The organism is Enterobacter hormaechei subsp. xiangfangensis (genome assembly GCF_001729785.1).
Classification (GTDB): Bacteria; Pseudomonadota; Gammaproteobacteria; order Enterobacterales; family Enterobacteriaceae; genus Enterobacter; species Enterobacter hormaechei_C.
Map to the genome: position 1 here is coordinate 751,615 of NZ_CP017183.1, position 15,172 is coordinate 766,786.

Here is a 15,172-nt window from a genome sequence, read left to right on the forward strand (position 1 = left end):
ATATGATGGAAAATTATAAACATACAACGGTGCTGCTGGATGAGGCCGTTAACGGCCTGAATATTCGTCCAGACGGCATCTATATTGATGGCACTTTTGGTCGCGGTGGTCACTCGCGTTTGATCCTCTCTCAGCTTGGAGCGGAAGGACGCCTGCTGGCAATTGACCGCGATCCGCAGGCGATTGCCGTTGCGCAAACCATCGATGATCCTCGCTTTTCCATCGTGCATGGACCTTTCTCTGCGCTTGCGGATTATGTCGCTGAGCGCGGCCTGACCGGCAAGATCGACGGGATTCTCCTCGATCTTGGCGTCTCTTCACCACAGCTTGATGATGCAGAACGCGGTTTTTCCTTTATGCGTGATGGACCGCTGGATATGCGTATGGACCCTACTCGCGGCCAATCTGCCGCTGAATGGTTACAAACTGCTGACGAAGCGGATATTGCCTGGGTAATCAAAACCTTCGGCGAAGAACGCTTTGGCAAACGTATTGCCCGCGCCATCGTGGAGCGCAACCGCGTTGAGCCAATGACCCGTACCAAAGAACTGGCAGAAGTCATCGCGGCGGCAACGCCGGTGAAGGACAAGCACAAACATCCTGCGACCCGTACCTTCCAGGCGGTTCGTATCTGGGTAAACAGTGAACTGGAGGAAATAGAGCTGGCGCTAAAAAGCTCGCTCGACGTGCTGGCCCCGGGTGGGCGGTTATCCATCATCAGTTTCCATTCGCTGGAAGATCGCATCGTAAAACGCTTCATGCGTGAACAGAGCCGCGGTCCTCAGGTTCCGGCGGGGCTGCCGATGACGGAAGAACAACTCAGAAAGCTGGGCGGCCGTCAGTTGCGAGCATTAGGCAAGTTGATGCCGGGCGAAGAAGAGGTGGCAGAGAATCCACGTGCCCGTAGTTCAGTGCTGCGTATTGCAGAGAGGACGAACGCATGATCAGCAGAGTGACAGAGACCCTAAGCAAAGTTAAGGGATCGTTAGGAAGCAACGAGCGCCATGCCTTGCCTGGCGTGATCGGCGACGATCTTTTGCGGTTTGGGAAGCTGCCACTCTGCTTGTTCATTTGCATCATTGTGACGGCAGTCATGGTGGTCACCACCGCTCACCATACCCGTTTATTAACTGCGCAGCGCGAACAGATGGTACTGGAACGCGATGCGCTGGATATTGAATGGCGAAATCTGATCCTTGAAGAAAACGCGCTCGGCGATCACAGCCGGGTTGAACGGATCGCAACGGAAAAACTGCAATTACAGCATGTTGATCCTTCGCAGGAAAATATCGTAGTACAAAAATAAGGGAAAACGCGACGCATGAAAGCAGCGGCAAAAACGCTAAAACCAAAACGCCAGGAAGAACAGGCCAACTTTGTCAGTTGGCGTTTTGCGTTGCTTTGCGGCTGCATTTTACTGGCGCTGGGTTTCCTGCTGGGACGCGTGGCGTGGCTACAAATCATCGCGCCTGACATGCTGGTGCGCCAGGGTGATATGCGTTCTCTGCGCGTGCAGGAAGTTTCTACCTCTCGTGGGATGATCACCGACCGCTCCGGCCGCCCGCTGGCGGTGAGCGTGCCGGTGAAGGCGATCTGGGCCGATCCGAAAGAGCTGCACGACGCAGGCGGGATCACCCTTGATAACCGCTGGAAGGCGCTCTCAGACGCGTTGAAAATGCCGCTGGATCAGCTGGCGTCACGCGTTAACGCCAACCCGAAAGGGCGCTTCATCTATCTTGCTCGTCAGGTGAACCCTGACATGGCTGACTACATTAAGAAACTGAAGCTGCCGGGCATTCATCTGCGGGAAGAATCCCGCCGTTACTATCCTTCCGGCGAAGTCACCGCGCACCTGATTGGCTTTACCAACGTGGATAGCCAGGGGATTGAGGGCGTTGAAAAAAGCTTCGACAAGTGGCTTACCGGCCAGCCTGGCGAGCGAATCGTGCGTAAAGACCGCTATGGTCGCGTCATTGAAGACATTTCCTCGACAGACAGCCAGGCCGCGCACAACCTGGCCCTGAGTATTGATGAACGCTTGCAGGCGCTGGTCTATCGTGAGCTGAACAACGCCGTCGCGTTTAACAAGGCGGAATCGGGCAGCGCCGTGCTGGTGGATGTGGCGACAGGTGAAGTGCTGGCGATGGCCAGTAGCCCCTCATACAACCCGAATAGTTTTTCCGGTACAGCAAAAGATGCAATGCGTAACCGCTCCATCACCGATGTGTTTGAACCCGGTTCGACCGTAAAACCCATGGTGGTGATGACGGCTCTACAGCGAGGCATCGTCAACGAAAATACCGTTCTGAATACGATCCCTTATCGAATTAACGGTCACGAAATCAAAGACGTGGCACGTTACAGCGAACTGACCCTGACCGGGGTCTTACAGAAGTCGAGTAACGTCGGTGTGTCAAAACTGGCGTTAGCGATGCCGTCCTCAGCGTTAGTAGATACTTACTCACGTTTTGGGCTGGGAAAGGCGACCAATTTGGGGTTGGTCGGAGAACGCAGTGGCTTATATCCTCAAAAACAACGGTGGTCTGACATAGAGAGGGCCACCTTCTCTTTCGGCTACGGGCTAATGGTAACTCCCTTACAGTTAGCGCGAGTCTACGCAACGATTGGCAGCTATGGCATTTATCGTCCGCTGTCGATCACCAAAGTTGATCCACCGGTTCCGGGGGAACGTGTTTTCCCGGAATCTATCGTTCGTACCGTCGTGCATATGATGGAAAGCGTCGCGTTACCTGGCGGTGGCGGCGTGAAGGCCGCAATTAAGGGCTATCGTATCGCCATTAAAACCGGTACAGCGAAAAAAGTGGGGCCGGACGGCCGCTATATCAACAAATACATTGCCTATACCGCAGGCGTAGCGCCTGCAAGCAATCCGCGTTTTGCACTGGTGGTCGTCATCAACGATCCGCAGGCGGGTAAATACTACGGCGGCGCCGTCTCCGCGCCTGTGTTCGGGGCTATTATGGGCGGCGTGTTGCGCACCATGAACATTGAACCGGATGCGCTGGCGACGGGCGAAAAAAGTGAATTTGTAATTAATCAAGGCGAGGGAACAGGTGGCAGATCGTAATTTGCGCGACCTTCTTGCTCCGTGGGTGCCTATGCTACCTGCGCGAGCACTGCGAGAGATGGTACTGGACAGCCGCGTAGCGGCTTCTGGCGATCTTTTTGTGGCAGTGGTGGGTCATCAGGCGGACGGGCGTCGTTATATCCCGCAGGCGATTGCGCAAGGTGTTGCTGCCATTATTGCTGAGGCCAAAGATGAGGCAACAGACGGTGAGATCCGTGAAATGCACGGCGTGCCGGTCATCTATCTCAGCCAGCTGAATGAGCGTCTCTCCGCGCTGGCAGGACGTTTTTACAACGAACCTTCCGACCAGTTACAGCTGGTTGGCGTGACAGGAACCAACGGAAAAACCACCACCACTCAGCTGATGGCGCAGTGGGCGCAGCTGCTGGGCGAAACCGGTGCCGTCATGGGCACGGTGGGGAACGGTCTTCTGGGCAAAGTAAGCCCGACGGAAAACACTACAGGCTCGGCGGTTGACGTGCAGCGTGTGCTGGCGGGCCTCGCTGAGCAGGGGGCGACCTTCGCTGCGATGGAAGTCTCTTCCCATGGTCTGGTACAACATCGCGTGGCGGCCCTGAAATTTGCTGCCTCTGTCTTTACTAACCTGAGCCGCGATCACCTTGATTATCATGGTGATATGGAGCACTACGAAGCGGCGAAATGGCTGCTTTATTCCACTCACCACCACGGGCAGGCGATCATTAACGCCGACGACGAAGTCGGTCGCCGCTGGCTGGAAAAACTGCCAGATGCGGTGGCGGTGTCGATGGAAGATCGCATTAATCCGAACTGCCGCGGCCGCTGGCTGAAGGCGGTCGAGGTGAACTACCACGATAGTGGGGCGACGATCCGCTTCGCTTCCATCTGGGGCGAAGGTGAAATTGAAAGCCGCCTGATGGGGGCTTTTAACGTCAGTAACCTGCTGCTGGCGCTGGCGACGCTGCTGGCGCTGGGTTACCCGATGGCGGATCTGCTGAAAACGGCTGAGCGTTTGCAACCGGTCTGTGGCCGCATGGAAGTGTTTAGCGCGCCGGGCAAGCCGACGGTGGTTGTGGATTACGCCCACACGCCGGATGCGCTGGAAAAAGCGCTGGAAGCGGCGCGTCTGCACTGCGCTGGCAAGCTCTGGTGCGTGTTTGGCTGCGGTGGCGATCGCGACAAGGGCAAACGTCCGCTGATGGGCGCCATCGCTGAGCAGTTCGCGGATATTCCCGTGGTAACCGATGACAACCCGCGTACCGAAGAGCCGCGGGCCATTATCAACGACATTCTGGCGGGCATGCTGGATGCGGGACGTGCGCGCGTGGTCGAAGGCCGTGCGGAGGCCGTGACTAACGCCATTATGCAGGCGCAGGAGAACGATGTGGTTCTGCTGGCCGGTAAAGGTCATGAAGATTATCAGATTGTCGGCAATCGTCGTCTGGATTACTCCGACCGCGTGACGGCAGCGCGTCTGCTGGGAGTGGTGGCATGATTAGCATTACGTTAAGCCAGGCCGCTGCGGTATTGCAGGGGATGCTGCATGGTCAGGATCTGACCATCGAGGCTGTAACCACCGACACCCGTAAGGTGACGGCGGGCTGCCTGTTTGTGGCGCTGAAGGGTGAACGTTTTGACGCCCACGATTTTGCGCAACAGGCTAAAGATAACGGCGCGGGCGCGCTGCTGGTCAGTCGTAAGCTCGATATCGATTTGCCGCAGATTGTGGTGAAAGATACGCGCCTGGCGTTTGGCGAGCTGGCGGCATGGGTTCGCCAGCAGGTGCCAACACGCGTCGTGGCACTGACGGGCTCGTCGGGCAAAACCTCCGTTAAAGAGATGACGGCGGCGATCCTTAGCCAGTGCGGTAACACGCTTTATACGGCGGGCAACCTTAATAATGACATCGGTGTGCCGATGACGCTGCTGCGCCTGACCCACGAGCATGAATATGCGGTGATTGAGTTAGGGGCTAACCATCAGGGCGAAATCGCCTGGACCGTGAGCCTGACCCGTCCGGAAGCGGCGCTGGTGAATAACCTGGCGGCGGCACATCTTGAAGGTTTTGGTTCTCTGGCCGGTGTGGCGAAAGCGAAAGGTGAAATTTATACCGGCCTGCCGGATGACGGCATCGCCATTATGAATGCCGATAACAACGACTGGCTGAACTGGCAGAGCATCATTGGTTCACGTAAAACCTGGCGCTTCTCACCGAATGCGGCAAACAGTGATTTTTCGGCGACCAACATTCATGTGACGTCACACGGTACCGAGTTCACCCTCACAACCCCAACGGGCGACATCGACGTGCTGCTGCCCCTGCCGGGTCGTCATAACATCGCCAATGCGCTTGCTGCGGCAGCGCTCTCAATGGCGGTAGGTGCCTCACACGCGGCGATTAAAGCAGGTCTGGCAAATTTAAAAGCCGTGCCGGGGCGTCTGTTCCCGATCCAGCTGGCTGAAAACAAGCTCCTGCTGGATGACTCCTACAACGCTAACGTTGGCTCAATGACGGCGGCCGTGCAGGTCTTGTCTGAAATGCCGGGCTATCGCGTGATGGTTGTGGGCGATATGGCCGAGCTGGGTGATGAAAGCGAAGCCTGCCATATTCAGGTGGGTGAAGCGGCGAAAGCCGCCGGGCTTGACCGCGTATTGAGCGCAGGCCCGCTGAGCAAGGCCATTTCCGATGCCAGTGAAGTTGGCGAACATTTTGCCGATAAATCTGCACTGATCGAACGCCTGAAGGCATTGATTACAGAAAAACAGATTGTGACTGTTTTAGTTAAAGGTTCACGTAGTGCCGCCATGGAAGAGGTTGTGCACGCATTACAGGAGAACGGGACATGTTAGTTTGGCTGGCCGAACATTTGGTCAAATATTACTCAGGCTTTAACGTCTTTTCCTATCTGACGTTTCGTGCCATCGTCAGCCTGCTGACTGCGCTGTTCATCTCGCTGTGGATGGGCCCGCGCATGATTGCCCGTCTGCAAAAACTCTCTTTCGGCCAGGTTGTGCGCAACGACGGTCCGGAATCGCACTTCAGCAAGCGGGGTACGCCGACCATGGGCGGGATCATGATCCTGACCGCGATTGTGGTGTCCGTGCTGCTGTGGGCGTATCCGTCTAACCCCTACGTCTGGTGCGTGCTGACCGTTCTGGTTGGCTACGGGATCATCGGTTTTGTTGATGACTACCGCAAAGTCGTACGCAAAGACACCAAAGGTTTGATCGCCCGCTGGAAGTATTTCTGGATGTCGGTGATTGCGCTGGGCGTGGCCTTTGCCCTTTACCTGGCAGGAAAAGACACCCCGGCTACCGAGCTGGTGGTGCCGTTCTTCAAAGACGTGATGCCGCAGCTGGGGCTGTTCTACATTTTGCTGGCTTACTTTGTGATCGTCGGTACCGGCAACGCCGTCAACCTGACCGATGGTCTGGATGGCCTGGCCATCATGCCAACCGTGTTTGTCGCGGGCGGTTTCGCGCTGGTAGCCTGGGCGACCGGTAACATGAACTTTGCAAATTACCTGCACATTCCGTACCTGCGACACGCGGGGGAACTGGTTATCGTCTGTACGGCGATTGTCGGGGCGGGGCTGGGCTTCCTGTGGTTCAACACCTATCCGGCGCAGGTCTTTATGGGCGACGTCGGTTCACTGGCGCTGGGCGGCGCACTGGGTATTATCGCCGTGCTGCTGCGTCAGGAGTTCCTGCTGGTAATCATGGGCGGTGTGTTTGTGGTTGAGACGCTGTCGGTGATTTTGCAGGTCGGTTCCTTCAAGCTGCGCGGTCAGCGCATCTTCCGTATGGCACCGATTCACCACCACTATGAACTGAAAGGCTGGCCGGAGCCGCGCGTCATTGTGCGCTTCTGGATTATTTCGCTGATGCTGGTGCTGATTGGCCTGGCAACGCTGAAGGTACGTTAATCATGGCAGATTACCAGGGCAAAAAAGTCGTTATCATCGGGTTGGGCCTCACCGGCCTCTCCTGCGTGGACTTTTTCCTTGCGCGTGGCGTGACGCCGCGCGTGATGGATACGCGCGTCTCTCCGCCGGGTCTGGACAAGCTGCCGGAGCAGGTTGAACGCCACCTGGGTGGTCTGAATGATGAGTGGCTGCTGGCCGCCGATCTGATTGTTGCCAGCCCCGGTATGGCGCTGGCGCATCCTTCCCTGAGCGCCGCCGCGGATGCAGGCGTTGAGATTGTCGGCGATATCGAACTGTTCTGCCGGGAGGCGCAGACGCCGATCGTCGCCATTACCGGTTCAAACGGTAAAAGCACCGTCACCACGCTGGTGGGGGAAATGGCGAAGGCGGCGGGCAAAAATGTCGGCGTGGGCGGTAACATTGGTCTGCCCGCTCTGATGCTGCTTGATAAAGGGTGCGAGCTGTTCGTCCTTGAGCTTTCCAGCTTCCAGCTGGAAACTACTTCAAGCCTGCATGCGGCGGCGGCGACGATCTTAAACGTCACCGAAGATCATATGGACAGATACCCGTTCGGCTTGCAGCAATACCGTGCGGCCAAACTGCGCGTTTATGAAAATGCCAAAGTTTGCGTGGTGAATGCCGATGATGCACTCACCATGCCGGTGCGCGGCGCAGACGATCGCTGCATTAGCTTTGGTATTAATATGGGTGACTATCACCTTAACCGTCAGCAGGGCGAAACCTGGCTGCGGGTGAAAGGTGAGAAAGTGCTGAACGTGAAAGAGATGATGCTCTCCGGCCAGCATAACTACACCAATGCCCTGGCGGCGCTGGCGCTGGCGGATGCCGTTGGCCTGCCGCGATCTTCAAGCCTGAAGGCGCTGACCACCTTTACCGGCCTGGCGCACCGGTTCCAGCTTGCGCTGGAGCACAACGGCGTACGCTGGATTAACGATTCCAAAGCGACCAACGTGGGTAGCACCGAGGCGGCACTGAACGGTCTGCACGTTGATGGCACGCTGCACCTGCTGCTGGGCGGCGACGGTAAATCGGCTGACTTCTCCTCGCTGAAGCAGTACCTCAACGGTGATAACGTGCGCCTGTATTGCTTTGGCCGCGATGGTAGCGAGCTGGCGGCGTTGCGTCCTGAGGTCGCCGAGCAAACCGAGACCATGGAGCAGGCGATGCGTCTTATCGCCCCACGCGTGAAGCCCGGCGATATGGTGCTGCTCTCACCAGCCTGTGCCAGCCTCGATCAATTCAAGAATTTCGAACAGCGGGGTGATGTCTTTACCCGCCTGGCGAAGGAGTTAGGCTGATGCGTTTATCTCTCCCTCGCCTGAAAATGCCGCGCCTGCCAGGATTTGGTATCCTGGTATGGCTGTTTACGGCGCTGAAAGGCTGGGTGATGGCTTCACGGGATAAAGATTCCGACAGCCTGATCATGTACGACCGCACGCTGTTCTGGCTCACGCTGGGGCTGGCGGCGATCGGCTTTATTATGGTCACCTCGGCGTCAATGCCTGTCGGACAGCGTCTGGCAAACGACCCCTTCCTGTTTGCCAAGCGTGACGGGCTGTACATCATTCTCGCGTTCTGCCTGGCAATGATCACCTTACGCCTGCCGATGTCGTTCTGGCAGCGGCACAGTACGGCCATGCTCATCGCCTCAATCATTATGCTGTTGATCGTGCTGGTTGTCGGGAGCTCCGTTAACGGGGCATCACGCTGGATTGCCTTTGGCCCACTGCGTATTCAGCCGGCGGAGTTCACCAAACTGTCGTTGTTCTGCTACCTGGCTAACTACCTGGTGCGTAAAGTTGACGAAGTTCGTAACAACCTTCGCGGCTTCTTAAAACCGATGGGCGTGATTCTGGTCCTCGCGATCCTGCTGCTGGCGCAGCCCGACCTCGGTACGGTAGTCGTACTGTTTGTCACTACGCTGGCGATGCTGTTCCTGGCGGGCGCAAAACTGTGGCAGTTCATTGCCATCATCGGGATGGGGATTTCGGCGGTGGTGCTGCTGATCCTCGCCGAACCCTACCGTATCCGCCGTGTGACCTCGTTCTGGAACCCATGGGAAGATCCGTTCGGCAGCGGTTACCAGCTGACGCAGTCGCTGATGGCGTTTGGCCGCGGCGAAGTCTGGGGCCAAGGCCTGGGCAACTCGGTGCAAAAACTGGAGTATTTACCGGAGGCGCACACCGACTTCATCTTCTCCATTATTGGGGAAGAACTGGGTTATATCGGTGTGGTATTGGCGCTATTAATGGTATTCTTCGTCGCTTTCCGCGCCATGTCGATTGGCCGGAAAGCGCTGGAGATCGATCACCGCTTCTCCGGTTTCCTGGCCTGCTCAATTGGTATCTGGTTTAGCTTCCAGGCACTGGTAAACGTTGGGGCGGCAGCGGGTATGTTGCCGACTAAAGGTCTGACGTTACCGTTGATCAGTTATGGTGGTTCGAGTCTGTTGATCATGTCGACGGCCATCATGTTTTTGTTACGCATAGATTATGAAACGCGTCTGGAGAAAGCTCAGGCGTTTACACGAGGTTCACGATGAATCAACCTAAGCGGTTAATGGTGATGGCAGGCGGTACCGGTGGACACGTGTTCCCGGGGCTGGCGGTTGCGCACCATTTAATGGAACAGGGCTGGCAGGTACGCTGGCTGGGAACCGCAGACCGCATGGAAGCCGACCTGGTACCTAAGCACGGTATCGAGATCGACTTTATTCGTATTTCCGGCCTTCGTGGCAAAGGGATCAAGGCGCTGCTGCTGGCGCCGGTGCGCATTTTCAATGCCTGGCGTCAGGCGCGCGCCATCATGAAGCGCTTTAAGCCTGACGTCGTTCTGGGCATGGGCGGTTACGTTTCCGGCCCTGGCGGACTGGCGGCGTGGTCATTAGGGATCCCCGTTGTTCTGCATGAGCAGAACGGTATTGCCGGTTTGACCAACAAATGGCTGGCAAAAATCGCCACCAAAGTTATGCAGGCCTTCCCCGGGGCATTCCCGAAAGCGGATGTCGTAGGGAATCCGGTACGTGTGGACGTGCTGGCGCTGCCGCTGCCAGATACGCGTCTGGCGGGTCGTGAAGGGCCGGTGCGGGTGCTGGTCGTCGGCGGTTCCCAGGGCGCGCGTATTTTAAACCAGACGATGCCGCAGGTTGCGGCAAAACTGGGTGATGCAGTGACCATCTGGCACCAGAGCGGGAAGGGCGCTCAGCAGACCGTTGAGCAGGCCTACGCGCAGGAAGGTCAGCCGCAGCATAAAGTAACTGAATTTATTGATGATATGGCCGCAGCCTATGCATGGGCCGATGTCGTGGTCTGTCGCTCGGGCGCGCTGACGGTGAGCGAAATCGCCGCCGCCGGTTTACCGGCGCTGTTTGTGCCGTTCCAGCACAAAGACCGACAGCAGTACTGGAATGCACTGCCGCTTGAAAAAGCGGGTGCCGCGAAGATTTTTGAGCAGCCACAATTTACCGCTGATGCGGTCGCCACTACCCTGGCGGGCTGGAACCGGGATGTATTACTGGAGATGGCGCAACGCGCACGCGCGACCGCTATCCCGGATGCAACGGAACGGGTGGCAAAAGAAGTGAGCCTGGCAGCCCAGGCATAATTCTCGCAGCGCGTGTTGCGCTGCACGATTTTTTTGAAGTAGTCGATGGCGTTTAGAGAATGAATACACAACAACTGGCAAAACTGCGTTCTATCGTGCCCGAGATGCGTCGCGTCCGGCACATTCACTTTGTCGGCATCGGTGGTGCTGGCATGGGCGGTATTGCCGAAGTGTTAGCTAACGAAGGCTATCAGATCAGCGGGTCTGACCTGGCGCCAAACCCTGTTACGCAGCAGCTGGCGTCGCTGGGGGCGACTATCTATTTCAATCATCGCCCGGAAAACGTGAGCGATGCGAGCGTGGTTGTGGTGTCCAGCGCTATCTCCGCGGATAACCCGGAAATCGTTGCGGCGCATGAGGCGCGCATTCCGGTGATCCGTCGCGCGGAAATGCTGGCGGAACTGATGCGTTTCCGTCACGGCATTGCGGTGGCCGGCACGCACGGTAAAACCACCACAACAGCGATGGTCTCCAGCATTTATGCGGAAGCGGGTCTCGACCCGACGTTCGTTAACGGTGGTCTGGTGAAAGCCGCTGGCGTGCATGCGCGTCTGGGCCATAGCCGTTATCTGATTGCGGAAGCGGATGAGAGCGACGCGTCGTTCCTGCATCTACAGCCGATGGTGGCGATCGTCACCAACATCGAAGCTGACCATATGGACACTTACCAGGGTGACTTCGAGAACTTAAAGCAGACCTTTATTAACTTCCTGCACAACCTGCCGTTCTATGGCCGTGCGGTGATGTGCGTGGACGATCCGGTTATTCGCGAACTGCTGCCGCGCGTCGGGCGTCAAATTACGACCTACGGCTTCAGCGAAGACGCGGATGTACGCGTAGAAGATTACAAGCAGATCGGTGCGCAGGGGCATTTCACCCTCGCGCGTCAGGATAAAGACCTGCTGCATGTCACCCTGAACGCTCCGGGACGTCACAACGCCCTGAATGCGGCAGCGGCGGTGGCTGTTGCGACAGAAGAAGGCATTGACGATGAGGCGATCCTGCGCGCACTGGAGAGCTTCCAGGGGACGGGCCGTCGTTTCGACTTCCTCGGTGAATTCCCGCTGGAGCCGGTAAACGGTAAGCCAGGTTCTGCGATGCTGGTAGACGACTACGGTCACCATCCGACGGAAGTGGACGCAACCATCAAAGCGGCACGCGCGGGTTGGCCGGAAAAGAATCTGGTCATGATCTTCCAGCCGCACCGTTACACGCGTACCCGCGATCTGTATGACGATTTTGCCAACGTCCTTTCGCAGGTTGATACCCTGCTGATGCTGGATGTTTATGCTGCGGGTGAAACGCCGATTCCGGGCGCGGACAGTCGTTCTTTATGTCGTACCATCCGTGGACGCGGTAAAGTGGATCCTATTCTGGTTCCCGACCCGGCGCAGGTGGCTGAAATGCTTGCCCCGGTCCTGACGGGTAACGATCTGATCCTGATTCAGGGCGCGGGAAATATCGGCAAAATCGCCCGTACCTTAGCTGAAATCAAACTGAAGCCGCAAACTCAGGAGGACGAGCGTCATGGCTGATAAGATTGCTGTCCTGTTTGGCGGCACTTCCGCCGAACGCGAGGTTTCTCTGAATTCGGGCGCTGCCGTGCTGGCGGGCCTGCGTGAAGGTGGCGTGGACGCGCATCCGGTTGATCCGAAAGAGGTGGACGTTACGCAGCTGAAAGCGATGGGCTTCGATAAAGCCTTCATCGCGTTGCACGGTCGCGGCGGTGAAGACGGCACGTTGCAGGGGCTGCTGGAGCTGATCGGTATACCGTACACCGGCAGCGGCGTGATGGCATCCGCCATCTCCATGGATAAACTGCGCAGCAAACTGCTGTGGCAGGGCGCGGGCCTGCCCGTTGCGCCATGGGTTGCACTGACGCGTCGTGAATATGAATTGGGTCTGTCGGACAGCGTTAATACACGCATTGCGGCACTGGGCTTACCGGTTATTGTTAAGCCGAGCCGTGAAGGGTCGAGCGTGGGAATGTCCAAAGTTGATAAAGCTGTAGATTTGGCTGACGCTTTAGCACTGGCATTTCAACATGATGAAGAAGTTCTGATTGAAAAATGGCTTAGCGGGCCGGAATTTACCGTCGCGATGCTTGGCGAAGAAATTTTACCGTCAATTCGCATCCAACCCGCCGGAGTCTTCTATGATTATGAGGCGAAGTATCTCTCTGATGAGACGCAATATTTCTGCCCAGCGGGTCTTGAAGCAGAGCGTGAAGCCGAATTACAGTCTCTGGTGCTTAAAGCGTGGAATGTTCTGGGATGTCGTGGCTGGGGACGCATTGACGTAATGCTTGACGGTGACGGGCAATTTTATCTGCTGGAAGCAAACACGTCTCCGGGTATGACCAGCCATAGCCTTGTGCCGATGGCGGCGCGTCAGGCGGGAATGAGCTTCTCGCAATTAGTTGTACGTATTTTGGACCAGGCGGGCTGATATGTCTCAGGCTGCATTGAACACGCGCAACCGCGATGACGAAGAAGAATATTCCTCTTCGCGCCGGAGTAATGGAACGCGTCTTGCAGGGATCATCTTCCTGCTCGGGGTGCTGTGCACCGTGTTTATCAGCGGCTGGATGGTGCTGGGCTGGATGGAAGATGCGCAGCGGTTGCCGCTTTCAAAGCTGGTGGTGACCGGGGAGCGACACTACACGCGTAACGATGATATTCGCCAGTCGATTCTGGCGCTTGGGTCGCCTGGCACCTTTATGACGCAGGACGTCAACATTATTCAGAGTCAGATTGAACGTCTGCCGTGGATAAAACAGGCAAGTGTCAGAAAGCAATGGCCTGATGAATTGAAGATTCATCTGGTTGAATATGTGCCGATTGCGCGTTGGAATGATCAGCATATGGTTGATGTAGACGGAAATTCGTTCAGCGTCCCGAGCGATCGTGTCAACAAGCAGAATTTACCGATGTTGTATGGGCCGGAAGGCAGCGAAAACGAAGTATTGCAGGGTTTTCGTGAGATGGGGCAGGTGCTGGCTAAGGATCGCTTTACGTTAAAAGATGCTGCGATGACGGCGCGCCGTTCCTGGCAGTTGACCTTAACGAATGGCATCAAGCTCAACCTTGGCCGCGGCGATACAATGAAACGTCTGGCGCGTTTTGTAGAACTTTACCCGGTTTTACAGCAGCAGGCGCAGACGGATGGCAAACGGATAAGCTACGTTGATTTGCGCTATGACTCAGGCGCAGCAGTCGGTTGGGAGCCGGCTCCGGTCGAGGAACCTAATCAGCAACAAAATCAGGCACAGGTACAGGCAGAACAACAATGATCAAGTCGACGGACAGAAAATTGGTAGTAGGACTGGAGATTGGCACCGCGAAGGTTGCCGCTTTGGTAGGGGAAGTTCTGCCCGACGGTATGGTCAATATCATTGGCGTGGGCAGCTGCCCCTCCCGTGGTATGGATAAAGGTGGGGTAAACGACCTTGAGTCGGTGGTGAAATGCGTTCAGCGCGCCATCGACCAGGCTGAATTGATGGCAGATTGCCAAATTTCCTCTGTCTATCTGGCCCTTTCTGGTAAGCATATCAGCTGCCAGAATGAAATCGGTATGGTGCCGATTTCCGAAGAAGAAGTGACGCAGGAAGACGTTGAGAACGTTGTCCACACGGCGAAATCCGTGCGTGTTCGCGACGAGCACCGTGTGCTGCATGTGATCCCGCAGGAATACGCGATCGACTACCAGGAAGGCATCAAGAATCCGGTCGGTCTGTCGGGCGTGCGTATGCAGGCAAAAGTGCACCTGATCACATGTCACAACGATATGGCGAAGAACATTGTAAAAGCCGTTGAACGTTGTGGCCTGAAAGTTGACCAACTCATTTTCGCCGGACTTGCCGCGAGCTATTCCGTGCTGACCGAAGACGAACGTGAACTGGGCGTCTGTGTGGTCGATATTGGTGGTGGTACAATGGACATGGCTGTCTATACCGGCGGTGCGTTACGCCACACTAAAGTGATCCCGTACGCCGGGAATGTGGTTACCAGCGATATCGCTTACGCCTTTGGTACGCCACCGAGCGATGCAGAGGCGATTAAAGTGCGCCATGGTTGCGCGCTGGGCTCTATCGTCGGCAAAGACGAGAGCGTTGAAGTGCCGAGCGTAGGCGGTCGACCGCCGCGCAGCCTGCAACGCCAGACGCTGGCAGAGGTAATTGAGCCGCGTTATACCGAGCTGCTCAACCTGGTCAACGAAGAGATTTTGCAGTTACAGGAACAGCTTCGCCAGCAGGGTGTGAAACATCATCTCGCGGCGGGGATTGTATTAACCGGCGGGGCAGCGCAAATTGAAGGTCTTGCGGCCTGCGCTCAGCGCGTGTTCCATACGCAGGTGCGTATTGGTGCGCCGCTGAATATCACCGGTTTAACGGATTATGCCCAGGAGCCGTACTATTCAACGGCGGTGGGCCTGCTGCACTACGGGAAAGAGTCCCATTTAAGTGGTGAGGCAGAGGTGGAAAAACGCGTCTCGGTGGGGTCGTGGGTCAAACGACTTAACACCTGGCTGCGAAAAGAATTTTAATTTTTTTAAG

General features: G+C 56.6%; 13 protein-coding genes. All 13 read left to right on the top strand.

Features of this window, described 5'->3' with window-relative positions:
• Positions 1-2: 2 nt before the first annotated feature.
• The 13 genes from rsmH to ftsA are packed head-to-tail and all read left to right on the top strand — an operon-like array spanning position 3 to position 15,162.
• Complete coding sequence (gene rsmH, locus BFV63_RS03600; RefSeq protein ID WP_003856366.1) at positions 3-944, top strand: 16S rRNA (cytosine(1402)-N(4))-methyltransferase RsmH; 942 nt, start codon at positions 3-5, stop codon at positions 942-944.
• Positions 941-1,306 carry a cell division protein FtsL gene (gene ftsL / locus BFV63_RS03605; protein WP_003856363.1) on the top strand — a complete coding sequence of 122 codons (366 nt, stop codon included), beginning with the start codon at positions 941-943 and terminating at the stop codon, positions 1,304-1,306. The genes rsmH and ftsL overlap by 4 nt, the downstream gene beginning before the upstream one ends.
• Positions 1,307-1,321: 15 nt before the next feature.
• On the top strand, positions 1,322-3,088 hold the full coding sequence (gene ftsI, locus BFV63_RS03610) for a peptidoglycan glycosyltransferase FtsI (RefSeq protein ID WP_069597453.1): 1,767 nt from the start codon (positions 1,322-1,324) through the stop codon (positions 3,086-3,088).
• Positions 3,075-4,562, top strand: coding sequence for a UDP-N-acetylmuramoyl-L-alanyl-D-glutamate--2,6-diaminopimelate ligase (murE, locus tag BFV63_RS03615; protein ID WP_003856358.1), 1,488 nt, complete (start codon positions 3,075-3,077; stop codon positions 4,560-4,562). The genes ftsI and murE overlap by 14 nt, the downstream gene beginning before the upstream one ends.
• Positions 4,559-5,917: a UDP-N-acetylmuramoyl-tripeptide--D-alanyl-D-alanine ligase gene (gene murF / locus BFV63_RS03620; RefSeq protein WP_045330949.1), complete on the top strand. Its 1,359-nt coding sequence runs from the start codon at positions 4,559-4,561 to the stop codon at positions 5,915-5,917. Before murE ends, murF begins: the two co-directional genes overlap by 4 nt.
• Positions 5,911-6,993 carry a phospho-N-acetylmuramoyl-pentapeptide-transferase gene (gene mraY, locus BFV63_RS03625; protein ID WP_003856353.1) on the top strand — a complete coding sequence of 361 codons (1,083 nt, stop codon included), beginning with the start codon at positions 5,911-5,913 and terminating at the stop codon, positions 6,991-6,993. Before murF ends, mraY begins: the two co-directional genes overlap by 7 nt.
• A gap of 2 nt (positions 6,994-6,995) precedes the next feature.
• The gene (gene murD, locus BFV63_RS03630) at positions 6,996-8,312 is read left to right on the top strand and encodes a UDP-N-acetylmuramoyl-L-alanine--D-glutamate ligase (protein ID WP_048209789.1); all 1,317 of its coding nucleotides are present in this window, start codon (positions 6,996-6,998) and stop codon (positions 8,310-8,312) included.
• Positions 8,312-9,556, top strand: a complete 1,245-nt coding sequence (gene ftsW / locus BFV63_RS03635) for a cell division protein FtsW (RefSeq protein WP_006810115.1) — start codon at positions 8,312-8,314, stop codon at positions 9,554-9,556. Before murD ends, ftsW begins: the two co-directional genes overlap by 1 nt.
• Positions 9,553-10,617, top strand: coding sequence for an undecaprenyldiphospho-muramoylpentapeptide beta-N-acetylglucosaminyltransferase (gene murG, locus BFV63_RS03640; protein WP_022650395.1), 1,065 nt, complete (start codon positions 9,553-9,555; stop codon positions 10,615-10,617). Before ftsW ends, murG begins: the two co-directional genes overlap by 4 nt.
• A gap of 59 nt (positions 10,618-10,676) precedes the next feature.
• Positions 10,677-12,152 carry a UDP-N-acetylmuramate--L-alanine ligase gene (gene murC / locus BFV63_RS03645; protein ID WP_003856345.1) on the top strand — a complete coding sequence of 492 codons (1,476 nt, stop codon included), beginning with the start codon at positions 10,677-10,679 and terminating at the stop codon, positions 12,150-12,152.
• A complete protein-coding gene (locus tag BFV63_RS03650; protein WP_003856344.1) occupies positions 12,145-13,065 on the top strand; it encodes a D-alanine--D-alanine ligase in 921 nt (306 codons plus the stop codon). Before murC ends, BFV63_RS03650 begins: the two co-directional genes overlap by 8 nt.
• Before the next feature lies 1 nt (position 13,066).
• On the top strand, positions 13,067-13,909 hold the full coding sequence (gene ftsQ / locus BFV63_RS03655) for a cell division protein FtsQ (protein WP_003856342.1): 843 nt from the start codon (positions 13,067-13,069) through the stop codon (positions 13,907-13,909).
• Complete coding sequence (gene ftsA, locus BFV63_RS03660; RefSeq protein WP_003856340.1) at positions 13,906-15,162, top strand: cell division protein FtsA; 1,257 nt, start codon at positions 13,906-13,908, stop codon at positions 15,160-15,162. Before ftsQ ends, ftsA begins: the two co-directional genes overlap by 4 nt.
• Positions 15,163-15,172: the final 10 nt, after the last annotated feature.

Coding starts and splice junctions, on each gene's coding strand:
- rsmH (WP_003856366.1), top strand. CDS start 3: ATGATGGAAAATTATAAACATACAACGGTGCTGCTGGATGAGGCCGTT.
- ftsL (WP_003856363.1), top strand. CDS start 941: ATGATCAGCAGAGTGACAGAGACCCTAAGCAAAGTTAAGGGATCGTTA.
- ftsI (WP_069597453.1), top strand. CDS start 1,322: ATGAAAGCAGCGGCAAAAACGCTAAAACCAAAACGCCAGGAAGAACAG.
- murF (WP_045330949.1), top strand. CDS start 4,559: ATGATTAGCATTACGTTAAGCCAGGCCGCTGCGGTATTGCAGGGGATG.
- mraY (WP_003856353.1), top strand. CDS start 5,911: ATGTTAGTTTGGCTGGCCGAACATTTGGTCAAATATTACTCAGGCTTT.
- murD (WP_048209789.1), top strand. CDS start 6,996: ATGGCAGATTACCAGGGCAAAAAAGTCGTTATCATCGGGTTGGGCCTC.
- ftsW (WP_006810115.1), top strand. CDS start 8,312: ATGCGTTTATCTCTCCCTCGCCTGAAAATGCCGCGCCTGCCAGGATTT.
- murG (WP_022650395.1), top strand. CDS start 9,553: ATGAATCAACCTAAGCGGTTAATGGTGATGGCAGGCGGTACCGGTGGA.
- murC (WP_003856345.1), top strand. CDS start 10,677: ATGAATACACAACAACTGGCAAAACTGCGTTCTATCGTGCCCGAGATG.
- BFV63_RS03650 (WP_003856344.1), top strand. CDS start 12,145: ATGGCTGATAAGATTGCTGTCCTGTTTGGCGGCACTTCCGCCGAACGC.
- ftsQ (WP_003856342.1), top strand. CDS start 13,067: ATGTCTCAGGCTGCATTGAACACGCGCAACCGCGATGACGAAGAAGAA.
- ftsA (WP_003856340.1), top strand. CDS start 13,906: ATGATCAAGTCGACGGACAGAAAATTGGTAGTAGGACTGGAGATTGGC.